11 protein-coding genes are annotated in these 13,684 nt (G+C 67.8%); 4 read left to right on the top strand and 7 right to left on the bottom strand.

From position 1 onward, the window contains the following. Positions 1–264: 264 nt before the first annotated feature. The 7 genes from QZ951_RS00660 to QZ951_RS00630 all read right to left on the bottom strand — a co-directional run bounded on the left by QZ951_RS00660 (position 265) and on the right by QZ951_RS00630 (position 6,391). Positions 265–1,569 (bottom strand): alginate export family protein, encoded by a 1,305-nt coding sequence (locus QZ951_RS00660; RefSeq protein ID WP_292997469.1) that lies wholly within the window; start codon positions 1,567–1,569, stop codon positions 265–267. A 6-nt stretch (positions 1,570–1,575) separates the two neighbouring features. Then, entirely contained in the window at positions 1,576–1,974 is a 399-nt protein-coding gene (locus QZ951_RS00655; protein ID WP_292997467.1) for a DoxX family protein, read from the bottom strand. Beyond that, positions 1,971–2,687, bottom strand: a complete 717-nt coding sequence (locus QZ951_RS00650; RefSeq protein WP_292997465.1) for a YoaK family protein — start codon at positions 2,685–2,687, stop codon at positions 1,971–1,973. The genes QZ951_RS00655 and QZ951_RS00650 overlap by 4 nt, the downstream gene beginning before the upstream one ends. A gap of 2 nt (positions 2,688–2,689) precedes the next feature. Next, positions 2,690–4,558, bottom strand: a complete 1,869-nt coding sequence (locus QZ951_RS00645; protein WP_292997463.1) for an amidohydrolase — start codon at positions 4,556–4,558, stop codon at positions 2,690–2,692. Then, entirely contained in the window at positions 4,555–4,830 is a 276-nt protein-coding gene (locus QZ951_RS00640) for a XapX domain-containing protein (protein WP_292997461.1), read from the bottom strand. The genes QZ951_RS00645 and QZ951_RS00640 overlap by 4 nt, the downstream gene beginning before the upstream one ends. An 80-nt stretch (positions 4,831–4,910) precedes the next feature. Further along, positions 4,911–5,615 (bottom strand): hydrolase, encoded by a 705-nt coding sequence (locus QZ951_RS00635; protein ID WP_292997459.1) that lies wholly within the window; start codon positions 5,613–5,615, stop codon positions 4,911–4,913. Between the two features lie 53 nt (positions 5,616–5,668). Further along, the gene (locus QZ951_RS00630) at positions 5,669–6,391 is read right to left on the bottom strand and encodes a pirin family protein (RefSeq protein ID WP_292997458.1); all 723 of its coding nucleotides are present in this window, start codon (positions 6,389–6,391) and stop codon (positions 5,669–5,671) included. Between the two features lie 104 nt (positions 6,392–6,495). Between QZ951_RS00630 and QZ951_RS00625 the strand changes: the two genes are divergently transcribed. The 4 genes from QZ951_RS00625 (at position 6,496) to QZ951_RS00610 (ending at position 13,681) form a co-directional block, all read left to right on the top strand. Next, entirely contained in the window at positions 6,496–7,392 is an 897-nt protein-coding gene (locus QZ951_RS00625; RefSeq protein ID WP_292997456.1) for a LysR family transcriptional regulator, read from the top strand. A gap of 501 nt (positions 7,393–7,893) precedes the next feature. Continuing rightward, positions 7,894–9,060: an efflux RND transporter periplasmic adaptor subunit gene (locus QZ951_RS00620; protein ID WP_292997454.1), complete on the top strand. Its 1,167-nt coding sequence runs from the start codon at positions 7,894–7,896 to the stop codon at positions 9,058–9,060. 6 nt (positions 9,061–9,066) lie between these two features. Further along, complete coding sequence (locus tag QZ951_RS00615; RefSeq protein ID WP_292997452.1) at positions 9,067–12,246, top strand: efflux RND transporter permease subunit; 3,180 nt, start codon at positions 9,067–9,069, stop codon at positions 12,244–12,246. Further along, on the top strand, positions 12,239–13,681 hold the full coding sequence (locus tag QZ951_RS00610; RefSeq protein WP_292997450.1) for an efflux transporter outer membrane subunit: 1,443 nt from the start codon (positions 12,239–12,241) through the stop codon (positions 13,679–13,681). The genes QZ951_RS00615 and QZ951_RS00610 overlap by 8 nt, the downstream gene beginning before the upstream one ends. Positions 13,682–13,684 lie beyond the last annotated feature (3 nt).

The raw sequence follows: 13,684 nt of genomic DNA, 5'->3' as shown, positions 1-13,684 counted from the left end.
CAAATTTGACGGGTATCAGCCACTGCCGGCGGTCAAAAAGCATCCGTCACGGATCTAACCGTTAGGACGGTGCAGCGTGATCCATCAGATTTTGTCGTGTTCCCGATTGGTCAACTTTGCGTCGGCTGGATAGTCATGCGTCGCGGGCCGGCCGCGAAGAACCAGAGCGAGCGCCTACCTTAAGCCTGTTGCCGCCGTGCCGACCGCGCTGAGGGCAAAGCTAATCGGCGTGGACGTGCAGGGCGGCGATGTGTCGGGAGCGGCTCACCAGCTGAAGGTGGCCCAGCCGCCGAGGAAGTCGACATCGCGGCCTCCCGCCGTGCGCACGGCGTCGCTGGCGAACAGGTGCACGTAGGACAGCGTCCAGACCCAGCGCCGACCCGCACTTCCGCTGAGCGACGCCTCGCTGCTGGTGCCGATCCAGCGGCTGCTGCCAGTCGCCGGTCGCAACAGCACGTCGCCGGCCGGGCTGTAGATGCCATCTCGCGTCGTGGCGCGCCACAGCAGGTCGACGGCGAGGGTGGCGGTCAGCGCCGGGGTCGGCTTCAGTTGCAGGGACGGATGCAGGTCGATGATGTTGGTGGGACGGATCAGCGCCGCATCGTTGAAATACGCCGCCCGGAAGTACAGCGGATTGAAACTGCCGAGACGCCTGCCGGTGCCGCGTGCATCGCCGCTGGCATAGTCGGCCTTGAGGCTGATCTGCGGCTGCCAGGGATGCCCGCGAAATCGGTAGCCGGTATCGCTGGCGAGCGTCCAGGCCCGTATCTCCTGATCCCCGAAGCGGCCGACTTGCACGACGGCTTCCCAGTCGTAGCGCCAGGGGTCTCGATCACCGGACAGCCGTGCGCCGATGCTGTGACGCTGCTCGTCGGCCTCGCCGCGGACATAGCGGCGCTGGTCATCGCGAGCGCCGAGGTAGTACAGATCGAGCGTCGCCGGCAGCGGCCAGCCGGTCGGCGCGGTCGCGTAGAGGCCCCAGAGGCTCCGGCCATCATTCTGGCCGTCCAGCTGGCGCTGCGATTCCTGCGACGGCCGCAGCAGAAAGCCCTGCAGTTGCTCTCGGCCCCGCGAGGCGATCAGCTGCAGGCCGTCGAACTTGTACGGCACGTTGGGTGCGGCGCGGGTCGCGACCAGCCGGCCCGAGCCGAGGTTCAGGCCGAAGCGGCCGAGCCGCGCGGTCAGCCTGCCGCGGCTCGCAGCGACGTCGCCGAATCCGTAGTCGACGAACGCCTGCTGGAGATCGATCGGGTTTTGATTGATCGGCGATGCCGTGGCGCGATCACCGTACTGAATGGCAGACAGCGCCTGCGCGAACAGGCGCCAGTGCGCGCTGGCGTGCAGATCCGCCTGCAGGGCCACGCGCTGCAGCAGGTATGCGGCGTCGGAGTCGCCGTCGCCAGTGCCGAAATCATCGTTGCCGCGGCGCTCGTAGCGCAGCCGCACTTCGCCGCCGAAGCACAGGTATCGCTGCGGATCGTTGCCATCGAGCGCGATGGAACAGTCCGGAACTCCCGCCAGCCCGCAGGCCGGCAGCGCAACGGCGAGCACGGCGAGCGGTATCCGCATCGTGATTCAGCCGTGCGTGGCGCGGATGCGCGACGACCGCGCCAGCAGCGCCACGATCGTGAAGCCGCCGACGAGCCCGGCATGTTCGAGGAAGGCATTGAGGTTGTGGAAGCGCTCGAGGCCCGTCATCGTCCAGAACGGATGCCCGATGACCGTGGCCAGCACGGTGAAACCGGCCAGCATCAGCGCACCCGCTGCCGCGCCGAGACCACGCCCGAACAGCACCAGTGCCGAGCCGCCGAGCTGCACGGCAATGGTGATGGCGGCGAACAGCGCCGGGGGCGACAGGCCGAAGTGCTGCTGCTCGGCGATCGCTGCCGGGAAGTCGAGCAGCTTGCTCAGGCCGCTGTAGACAAAGGCCAGACACAGCCCGCCGCGAGCCAGCGCATACACGGCGCGGCTCATGCGGTCGCGCCCGCAGGCTGGGCGATCCTCGAGACGACGGCTATCGCCAGCATCGGCACCAGCAGGCAGGCGATGCCGAGCAGCGCGTACAGCACCGCACCGGCCGCGGCACCGATCGCGAACGCCAGCACGGGCGGCCACATCTTGCGAATCCGCGCTTGCGTCGACGCCCGGGTGTCGGCAGTCGAACCGCGCAGCAGGTCGACGCTGTCGATCACCACCTGGGTCACGTTGCCGGTCATCACCGTGGTCGGTGACAGCGTCGTGAACACCAGCCGCGAGGCCGCGTTCTGCACGCCCATCGCGGCCACACCGAGCAGGCCGGCGAGCACGGCGCCGGGTGCGTCGGCGGCGCTGATCGGGGCCGCCAGCACGGCCGCGATCACGAAGCCGCCCAGCAGCACGATCTGCGCCCACAGCACCGGGGTCAGCGCGCGCCGCTGCCGGCGTTCGCGGTGGCGCACGAAGGCCGTGGTCAGCGCCACGGCGACGATGAACACCGGCAGCGCCAGCAGCTTGGCGATCACGCCGCCATCGGCACCGTGCACGAACGACGCGCCGATCAGCACGAAGTTGCCGGTGACGTGGGCCGTGAACAGGCCGAACAGCGCGATGAAGCCGACGGTATCGACATAACCGGCGACGAAGCTCAGCAGCGGCGCGACGGTGCCCGGACGGACGATGGCCATCGGTACGTTGGCGGTGTCGGTCATGATCAGAATGCCCAGCACGAGCAGCCGAGCGCGCCCCAGAAGCCGCGCGGGTCGTCGGTTGCGGTGGTGTCGGCACGGCCGTGGGCATGGCCGTGGACCTGGCAGCTCGACGCGCAGCCGCAGCTCGCCTGCGCCTTCGCGTGCAGCGCTTCGCGATCGGGCTTGAAGTAGCCGCTGCCGAAGTTGACCGGCGACCAGTCCGGCATCGCCGGCGGCAGGATCGGTGCCAGCGGCTTGAACGCGTCGTCGCCGTAGACCGGCTTGCCGCCGACGACGGTCAGCACCGACACCAGCTGGCGGATCTGGTCTTCCGGCACGCTGAAGTAGTCGGCCGACAGCAGCGCGAAATCGGCCAGTTGGCCGACCTTGATCTGGCCCTTGGCGCCTTCCTCGTTCGAGAACCAGGCGTTGGCCTTCGTGTACAAGCCGAGCGCCGTCTCGCGGTCGACGAGGTGGGCCGGCGGATACATTCGCGTGCCGCCGACGGTCTTGCCGGTGGTCAGCCACCACAGCGCATTCCACGGGTCGTAGCTGGCCACGCGGGTGGCATCGGTGCCGGCGCCGACGTGAACGCCCATCTCCAGCATCCGCTTGTACGGCGGCGTGCGTTCGACGGCCTTCGTGCCGTAGCGCTCGATGAAGTACTCGCCCTGGTAGGACATGCGGTGCTGGATCGCGATGCCGCCGCCCAGCCGGGCGATGCGCGCGATGTTGCGGTCGCTGACCGTTTCGGCGTGATCGAAGAACCAGTGCAGGCCGTCGAACGGCAGCTCCGCGTCGACCTTCTCGAACACGCTCAGTGCGCGGGCGATCGATTCGTCGTAGGTCGCATGGAGACGGAACGGCCAGCGGTTGGCGACCAGCACTCGCACCACCGCCTCGAGGTCGGGTTCCATGCCGGGCGGCAGTTCCGGGCGCGGCTGGCGGAAGTCCTCGAAATCCGCCGCTGAGAACACCAGCATTTCGCCGGCACCGTTGTGGCGGTACATCGCATCGCCCTGACCCGGCTTGACCATCGTCGCCCACTTCGTGAAGTCGGCGACTTCTTCCTTCGGCTTCTGGGTGAACAGGTTGTAGGCGATGCGCAGCGTCAGTTCGCCGGCGGCGTGCAGGTCCTCGATGACCTGATAGTCGTCCGGGTAGTTCTGGAAGCCGCCGCCGGCATCGACGACGCTGGTGACACCGAGCCGGTTCAGTTCGCGCATGAAGTGGCGCGTCGAGTTCTTCTGATACTCCACCGGCAGCTTCGGTCCCTTGGCCAGCGCCGAATACAGCAGCAGCGCGTTCGGTTCGGCGAGCAGCAGGCCGGTCGGTTCGCCGCGGTGGTCCTTGACGATCCAGCCGCCGGGCGGATTCGGCGTGTCGCGGGTGTAGCCGGCGGCGCGCAGCGCGGCGGCGTTGAGCAGCGCGCGGTCGTAGAGATGCAGGATGAACACCGGCGTGTCCGGTGCCGCGGCGTTCAATTCGTCGAGCGTCGGCAGGCGGCGCTCGGCGAACTGCCATTCGCTGAAGCCGCCGACCACGCGAATCCACTGCGGCGCCGGCGTGCGGGCCACCTGCTCGCGCAGCATCCGCATCGCATCGGCGAGCGACGGCACGCCATCCCAGCGCAGCTCGAGGTTGTAGTTCAGGCCGCCGCGGATGACGTGGATGTGCGAATCGATCAGCCCGGGGATCAGCCGCCGCTGGCCGGCATCGATCACTTGCGTGCCGGCACCGGCCAGCGCCATCACCTCCTCGTCGGTGCCGACCGCCACGAAGCGGCCCTCGGCGATCGCCAGCGCCGTGGCCTGCGGCTTCTGGCGATCGAGCGTGGTGATCCGCGCGTTGCGGACGATCATCTCGGCCTTGACCGGGGGCACGGCGTTCATGCGGCGTCTCCCTGTGCGCGCGGCTTGACGGTGGCCTTGCCCGGCAGTTCGCCGAACACATGCTCGCCGCACTGCGCCTTGACCCAGCCGACGGTGACCGGCTCCTTCGCGACCAGCACCCGCTTGACCAGCGGCACCGCCTGCTCGCCGAGCAGGATGCCCATCAGTCCGACGAGCGCGATCACCGGCGGGGCCGGCGAGCGCACGTTCAGCAGCGCGTATATCGCACCGACCAGCAGGCCGGCGCCCAGCGACAGCAGATACATCTTCATGGCGGCGTCTCCAGATTCGTGGGGCGGCGTCGGTACGCGGACGATCGACGCTGCGCGCCGGTCGTCCGCGGCAGTCCGGCTCAGCCGTGCGCGGCCGGGGCCGGCACGCGGTACGGGGCGAGCACGGTCGGCGGCGCGCCATGAACCATGGTGTAGGCGTATTCGACGCCGGCGCCATACGCGCCGCTGTGGGTCTTCACGATGTCCATCACCGCGTCGTAGGTGTCGCGCTGGGCCCAGTCGCGCTGCCACTCCAGCAGGGTCGACAGCGCCGTCACCGGCTTCGCACCGGCCTGATAGACGCGCTTCATCGCGTTGTCGTGGGCCAGCAGGCTGACGTCGCCGCAGCAGTCTTCGGCAACGTAGACCTCGTAGCCATCGTGGATCGCCTGGATCGTCGGCAGCGCGACGCAGGTTTCCGTCCACAGGCCGGTCAGCACGATCTTCTTGCGACCGGTCTTCTCGATCGCGGCGACGAAGTTGGCGTCATCCCAGGAGTTCATCGAGCTGCGCTCGATCGGCTCGACGCCGGGCAGCGCGGCCAGCAGCTGCGGCCAGGTGTTGCCGCTGAAGGCCTTGCTCTCGACGGTCGACAGCACGACCGGAACGCCGAAGACCTGCGCGGCCTTGGCCAGCAAGACATTGTTATTGATGATCGTCTGACGATCGTGGCTGGAGACGCCGAACAGCATCTGCGGCTGCAGGTCGATCATCGCGAGCACGCAGTTGTCCGGCGTCAGCAGGCCCTTCTCGGAGCGCTTGGCGAGGGTGGTGAGGTTTGACATGGCGGTTCTCCCTTCGGTGATGGTGATGGTGGTGGTGCGGTGCGGCGGGTGGATCAGTTGCGGCGGGTCGGTTGTTCGCCCGGCAGGTCGAAGACCAGCACTTCGGCGTGCTCGCCATCGCTCAGGCCGACTTCGTCGAGCGAAGCGACCTTCAGCGCATCGCCGGCCGCAAGCCGCACGCCGTTGGCGCGGATCGCGCCGCGCGCCACGTGGACATAGGCGCGGCGGCCGGGGGCGAGCATCAGGGTCGCGGCCTCGCGGCCATCGAACAGGCCGGCGTACAGCCGGGCGTCCTGATGGATCAGCACCGAGCCGTCGGCGGCATCCGGCGAGGCGATCAGGCGCAGGCGGCCGCGCTTGTCGGCGTCGTCGAAGCGCTTTTCCTCGTAGCTCGGCGCGATGCCGGTCTGGCTCGGCTGGATCCAGATCTGCAGGAAGTGGACGGGATCGGTCTGCGACGGGTTGAACTCGCTGTGGCGCACGCCAGTGCCGGCGCTCATCCGCTGCACGTCGCCCGGGCGGATCACCGAGCCGTTGCCGAGCGAATCCTGATGGGCGAGTTCGCCGGCCAGCACGTAGCTGATGATTTCCATGTCGCGATGGCCATGGGTGCCGAAGCCGTTGCCGGGCTGCACGCGGTCCTCGTTGATCACCCGCAGCGGGCCGTATTCGACGTGCTCGGGGTCGAAGTAGCTGCCGAACGAAAAGCTGTGATGCGAATCGAGCCAGCCGTGCTGGGCGTGGCCGCGGTCGCTGGCGAGTCGAATCTGATTCATGGCGTGATCTCCGGTAGGTGTGCGAACACTGTAGTAGCCATGATTTCTATAAAAAAGCTCGAAATTCGGATGCCATCAATCAAGTAACTTGATATTTTCGAGGAATGACGACGCCGAAAACCTCGCTGGACCAATGGGCCGTGCTGGCGGCGGTGATCGACCACGGCGGTTACGCGCAGGCCGCCGCGGCGCTGCACAAGAGCCAGCCGGCGGTCAGCTACGCACTGGCGCGGTTGCAGGAAGCGCTCGACGTGCCGCTGCTGGTGGTCGAGGGCCGCAAGGCGGTGCTGACCGAGCACGGCCGGGTGCTGCTGCAGCGTGCCCGGCCACTGCTGCGCGATCTGGAAACGCTCGAACAGCTCGCGCGCAAGCTCAAGCAGGGCTGGGAGCCGGAGCTGCGGCTGGTGGTCGATGTCGCATTCCCGCGCGGTCTGCTGCTGTCGATCGTGGCCGAGCTGCAGCAACTGTGTCCGAGCACGCAGATGCAGGTATCGGACGCCGTGCTGTCCGGTGCCGAGCAGGCGATCGAGGACGCGGCGGCCGATGTCGTCGTCACCAGCCGCGTGCCGCCGGGCTTCCTCGGCAGCTTCCTGATGGACATCCGCTTCATCGCCATCGCCGCACCGGACCACCCGCTGTTCGCGGTCGAGGTGCCGCTGACCACCGAGCATCTGGCGCGCCATGTCCAGGTCGTGGTCCGCGATTCGGGCCAGAAGCGGCCGCGCAACGAGGGCTGGCTCGGTGCCAGCCGGCGCTGCACGGTCAGCAGCATCGAAGCCTCGCTGGCCACCGTGAAGGCCGGCCTCGGCTATGCCTGGCTGCCGGAACACCTGCTGGCGACGGCGCTGCGCGACGGCAGCGTGCGACCGCTGCCGCTGGCGGTCGGCGGCGAACGCAACATGGAGCTGTATCTGGTCACGGTGCGCCCGGAACTCGCCGGACCGGCCGCCCGGGCCGCGGTGGACTGCTTCCAGCGCCGCGTGCCCGCGACGATGCGCTAGCGGCGACATCGCGCAAGGCGTGGTCGCTGTCGTCCATGAGCTGCCGGCATTCGCCATCCGCGCTGACCCGGTTTGACACGATACGGCCGCAAGGCTGAGCAAGCGGACGCAGCGCTGCAAGCGATGGGCAGCCACTCGAATGGGGGAGCCGAAGCGGCGGGATGTCGTGCGTTCCGGGCACTTTCGGATGCTCCCGCAACACGCCAGCGCCTTGAAAAGGCGAGGAATCCCGTGATTCATGCGCCCTGGCGCGGCCGGCGGCATTTCGTGCTCGCGACACGGTCGATCGAGCGGCACGTCGGCCGTTCTGGTGCATCGATCTGCCTCCAAAGGCAGAGCGTCGGATCGCTCCGATGCAGGAACACGCCCCGGCCATGTGACGAATGGGCGCGGTGCCGCCGCTCTCGGACACTTTCAGCACCTGACGGAGTCCCGTCGCGGGCTCTGGCGGACCGGAGGCGCGAGGGATGACCGCCGCCTCCAGATGCCGGAACCGAATCCATGCGCCCTCGGCTTGCTGTGCTTTCCGTGGTGGTCAGTTGCGCTGCAGCGAGCCTTGCCGGCTGTGGCAAGCCGACGCCCAAGCCCCAGCAGGGTCCGCCGCCGGTCAGCGTTGCCGAAGTGCTGACGCGCCAGATCACCGACTACGACGAGTTCACCGGCCGCTTCGAAGCGGTGGAACGGGTCGAAGTGCGACCGCGCGTGTCGGGTTACATCCAGCGCGTCGCGTTCGCGCAGGGACGGGAAGTGAAGGCCGGCGAACTGCTGTTCGAGATCGATCCGCGCCCGTACCAGGCCGAGTACGACCGGGCGCAGGCGGAACTGTCGAAAGGCCGCAGCACGCTGGCGCTGGCGAAGGCGGATCTTGCGCGCGCCGAGACCCTGCTCAGCGCTCGCGCGATCTCGCGCGAGGAATACGACCAGCGCGTCAGCCAAGTGCGGCAGCAGGAGGCCGGCCTGCAGGGTGCCGAAGCGGCAGTGCAGTCGGCGGCACTGAATCTGGAGTTCACCAAGGTTCATGCCCCGATCAGCGGGCTGGTCAGCCGCGCGGCGGTGACGCTCGGCAATCTGGTGACCGGCGGCACGACGCTGCTGACGACGGTGGTCTCGATCGATCCGATCTACGTCGAGTTCAATGCCGACGAACGTGCCTTCCTGCGCTATGGCGAACTCGCGCGGCGAGGCGAGCGAAAGAGTTCGCGCGACACGCCCAATCCCTTGTTCGTCGGGCTGGCCAGTGAGGAAGGACATCCGCACGAAGGCGTGATGGTGTTCGTCGACAACGCCATCAATCCGCAGACCGGCACCATCCTCGCGCGCGGACAGTTCAGAAACGACAAGCGGCTGTACACGCCGGGCCTGTTCGCGCGGGTCAAGCTGCTCGGCAGCGGCCAGTACGACGCGACATTGATCCGCGACAGCGCCATCGGCACGGACCAGAACGTGAAGTACGTGCTGGTGGTGAAGGAAGACGGCAGCACCGAGTACCGCCCGGTGAAGATCGGTCCGGTCGTCGATGGTCTGCGCGTGGTGCGGGAAGGACTCAAGCCGGGCGAGAAGATCGTCGTCAACGGCCTGCAGCGCGTGCGTCCCGGATCGCCGGTGACGCCACAGCCGGTGCCGATGGTCGAATCGCAGACGCCGGTCACCGCTGCGGCGAAAGGCTGATCGACGATGAAATTCGCCTTCTTCTTCATCGACCGTCCGATCTTCGCCGCGGTGCTGTCGATCTTCATCACGATCGGCGGCGCCATCGCGATCTTCCAGCTGCCGATCAGCGAATACCCGGAAGTGGTCCCGCCGTCGGTGGTGGTGCGCGCGGCGTACCCCGGCGCCAATCCATCGGTGATTTCCGACACCGTTGCCGCGCCGCTCGAACAGGAGATCGTCGGCGTCGAGGACATGCTGTACATGTCATCGACGGCAACGGTCGACGGCAATCTCACGCTGACCATCACCTTCCGCATCGGCACCGACATCGACCGCGCACAGGTCCAGGTGCAGAACCGCGTCGCGCAGGCGCTGCCGCGGTTGCCGGAAGAAGTTCGCAATCTCGGCGTGACCACGCGCAAGAGTTCGCCGGATCTGACGATGGTCGTCCATCTGCGCTCTCCCGATGGCCGCTACGACTCGTTGTATCTGCGCAACTACGCGGTGCTGAACGTTCGCGACCAGCTGGGCCGCCTGCCCGGCATGGGCGATGTCCAGGTGTTCGGCGCCGGCGACTATTCCATGCGCATCTGGCTCGATCCGCAGAAGCTCGCGGCGCGCTCGCTGACGGCGGGCGATGTCGTGGCCGCCATCCGCGAGCAGAACCTGCAGGTCGCGGCCGGGCAGATCGGCGCGCCGCCGGCGCCGGAAGCGCAGTTCCAGCTCGCGATCAATGCCACTGGCCGACTGCTCGACGAAAGCCAGTTCGCCGACATCGTGATCAAGACCGGGCGTGACGGCGAAGTCACGACGATCAAGGATGTGGCGCGGATCGAGCTCGGGGCGGCGCAGTACTCGCTGCGCAGCCTGCTGAACAACGAGCAGGCCGTCGCGTTGCCGATCTTCCAGTCGCCGGGCTCCAATGCCCTGGCGCTGTCGACCTCGGTGCGGCAGACGATGGACCAGTTGAAGGCCAGCTTCCCGGCCGGCATGGACTACTCGGTGGTCTACGACCCGACCGTGTTCGTGCGGGAGTCGATCCAGTCGGTCGTCCACACCTTGCTCGAAGCGATCGCGCTCGTGGTGCTGGTGGTGATCCTGTTCCTGCAGACCTGGCGCGCGTCGATCATTCCGCTGATCGCGGTGCCGGTCTCGATCATCGGCACCTTCGGCGTGATGCTGATGGTCGGCTTCTCGATCAATACGCTGAGCCTGTTCGGCATGGTGCTGGCGATCGGCATCGTCGTCGATGACGCCATCGTCGTGGTCGAGAATGTCGAGCGCAACATCATGCTCGGGCATGCGCCGCGCGAGGCGACGCGCATCGCGATGTCGGAAGTCAGCGGGCCGATCGTCGCGATCGCGCTGGTGCTCAGCGCGGTGTTCGTGCCGGTGGCGCTGGTCCCCGGGCTGACCGGGCAGTTCTACCGGCAGTTCGCGCTGACCATCGCCATCGCCACGATCATTTCGGCGATCAACTCGCTGACCTTGTCCCCGGCGCTCGCCGGCCTGCTGTTGCGCGACCACCACACGCAGAAGGACCTGCTGACGCGCGTGCTGGATCGCGCGCTCGGCTGGCTGTTCCGCCCGTTCAATCGCGCGTTCGATGCTGCCAGCACCGGTTACGGGCGCTGGGTCTGCATCCTGACGCATCGTCGCGGGCTGGCATTCGTGATCTACGCCGGGCTGCTCGGTGCGACCTACTACGCGTTCAGTGCGGTTCCGGGCGGCTTCATCCCGGGGCAGGACAAGCAGTACCTGATCGGCATCGCGCAGCTTCCGCCCGCGGCCTCGCTCGACCGCACCGAAGCCGTCACGCGACGCATGGGCGAGATCGCGCTGGCCCATCCCGGCGTGTCGGCCGCGGTGCAGTTTCCGGGTCTGTCGATCAACGGCTTCGTCAACACGTCCAGTGCGGCGGTGATGTTCATTCCGCTGAAGCCGTTCGAGCAGCGGACCACGCCGGAGCTGTCCGGCAATGCCATCGCTGGTGCCTTGAACCAGCAGTTCGGGTCGATCCAGGACGCCTTCGTTGCCGTGTTTCCGCCGCCGCCGGTGATCGGCCTTGGCCAGCTGGGCGGCTTCAAGCTGCAGGTCGAGGATCGCAGCGATCGCGGGCCGGAAGCGCTGGCGGCGGCCGTCAACGAATCGCTCGGCAAGGCCTGGCAGAACCCGAAGCTGGCCGGCATGTTCTCGAACTACCAGATCAACGTGCCGCAGCTGTTTGCCGATGTCGATCGCGTGAAGGTCAAGGAACAGAACATCGCGCTGACCGATGTCTTCCAGACCCTGCAGGTGTTTCTCGGTTCGCTCTACGTCAACGATTTCAATCGCTTTGGCAGGACCTTCCGAGTCGTGGTGCAGGCCGATGCGCCGTTCCGTTCGCAGGTCGAGGACATCGCCACCCTGCAGACCCGCACGCGCGATGGCCAGATGGTGCCGCTGGGGTCGGTGATGGCGATTCGCGAATCGTTCGGCCCGGAAGTGGTGCAGCGCTACAACGCCTATCGCTCGGCCGACATCAACGGCGGCGGCGCACCGGGCGTGTCATCGGGAGAGGCGCAGGCCGAAATCAGCCGCATCCTCGACGAGACCCTGCCGTCCGGCATGACCTTCGAGTGGACCGACCTCGCGTTCCAGCAGATTTCGTCCGGCGGCACCATGCTGACCGTGTTTCCGCTGTGCGTGCTGTTCGTGTTTCTGGTGCTTGCGGCGCAATACGAAAGCCTGACCCTGCCGCTGGCGGTCATCCTGATCGTGCCGATGTGCATCTTCGCCGCGGTGCTCGGCGTGCTGCTGCAAGGCGGCGACAACAATGTCTTCACCCAGGTCGGGCTGGTCGTGCTGGTGGGCTTGGCGTGCAAGAACGCGATCCTGATCGTCGAATTCGCCAAGCAGCTGCATGACGAGGGCCGCGACCGGATCGAGGCCGCGATCGAAGCCTGCAAGTTGCGTCTGCGGCCGATCCTGATGACCAGCTTCGCCTTCATCATGGGCGTGCTGCCGCTGGTGCGCGCCACCGGTGCCGGCGCGGAAGTCTCGAAGGCGATGGGCGTCGCGGTGTTCAGCGGCATGATCGGCGTGACGTTGTTCGGGCTGTTCTTCACGCCGGTGTTCTTCGTCGCCTTCAGCTCCGCCGTGGCGCCCCGGAAGGTCGCGCCGCCGGGGCATGACGGCACGCAGCCGGGGCACGGCCATGTCTGACCGTCAAATCCGTCTGAGCGTGGCGCTGGTGCTGTCGGTCCTTTCCGCGGGCTGCGCGGTGGGGCCGGATTTCCGGTCCCCGCCATCGACACTGCCGGATGGCTTCGCCCGACTCGACCGGGGCCTGTCCCCGGCCTCGCTGGACATCGCGGCGTTCTGGACGCGCTTCGGCGATCCGCAGCTGGACCGGCTGGTCGATGCCGCGCTCCGCCACAACAATGACCTGAAGGCGGCGCTGGCCACCCTGAATGCCGCCCGGGCGCAGCGGCGGCTGACGCGGTTCGACCAACTGCCGACCGCGTCCGTCGGCGGTGGTTACACCAAGCAGCAACAGAGCGAAGACCTGCAGCTGCCGGGGGCGCCGCGGACCACGGAAATCGTCGATGCCGGCTTCGATGTCACCTGGGAACTGGATTTCTTTGGCCGCGTGCGGCGCAGTGTCGAGGCATCGACGGCGGACCTGGCAGCGGCGGAGTCCAATCTGCGCAATGCCCAGGTGCTGCTCGCGGCCAATGTCGCCCGCAGCTACTTCGAGCTGCGCGGCGCGCAGGATCAGCTGGGCGTTGCCCGACGCAACGCCGGCAATCAGCGCACGACGCTGGACGTGACCCAGGTCCGGCTTGATGCCGGCCGCGGCACGGAACTCGACACCAGTCAGGCGCGCGCGCAGCTGGCCACGACGCTGGCGACGATTCCGCTGCTCGAAGTCAGCGTTGCGCAGGCGCAGCATCGGCTGGCGGTGCTGACGGGGCAGCTGCCGGAGGCCCTGATCGATGAGCTGGCGTCGCCGCCAGCCTGGCCTGCGTTGCCGGAAATCGTCGCCATCGGAACGCCGGCCGATCTGCTGCGCCGCCGCCCGGACATCCAGCGGGCGGAAAGCGAGCTGCATGCCGCCACCGCGCGGATCGGCGTTGCCGTGGGCGATCTGTTTCCGCGCGTGACCTTCAGCGGCAGCATCGGCTACGCGGCACTGACCGGCACCGGGCTCGGCGCATCCGGCACCGATACCTACACGCTCGGTCCCGGCATCCGTTGGGCGGCATTCGATCTCGGCCGCGTGTTCGCCCGGATCGACAGCTCGCGCGCCGTCACCGAAGGGGCGCTGGCCCGGTATCAGCAAACGGTGCTCGGGGCGCTGGAGGAAACCGAGAACGCATTCATCGCCTACACCCGCGCCCGCGCCCGCTATGCCCATCTGCGCGATGCCGCGGAGGCGAGCGCCGCCGCCGCCCGATTGTCGCGGCTGCGCTACGAAGGCGGGATCAGCAATTTCCTGCAGGTACTGGATGCCGAACGCGTGCTGCTGGAAGCGGAAGACCGGGAGAGCCAGTCGCGCACGGCAATGGCGACCAGCCTCATCGCGATCTACCGCGCGCTCGGCGGTGGCTGGCAGGACGCACCGCTGCCGCAGCTCGATTCAGGCGAGGGACGCTGAGTG

The organism is Nevskia sp. (assembly GCF_021732705.1).
Classification (GTDB): Bacteria; Pseudomonadota; Gammaproteobacteria; order Nevskiales; family Nevskiaceae; genus Nevskia.
The sequence above is the reverse complement of the archived record's forward strand: the minus strand, read 5'-3'. Positions and strand labels throughout refer to the sequence as shown.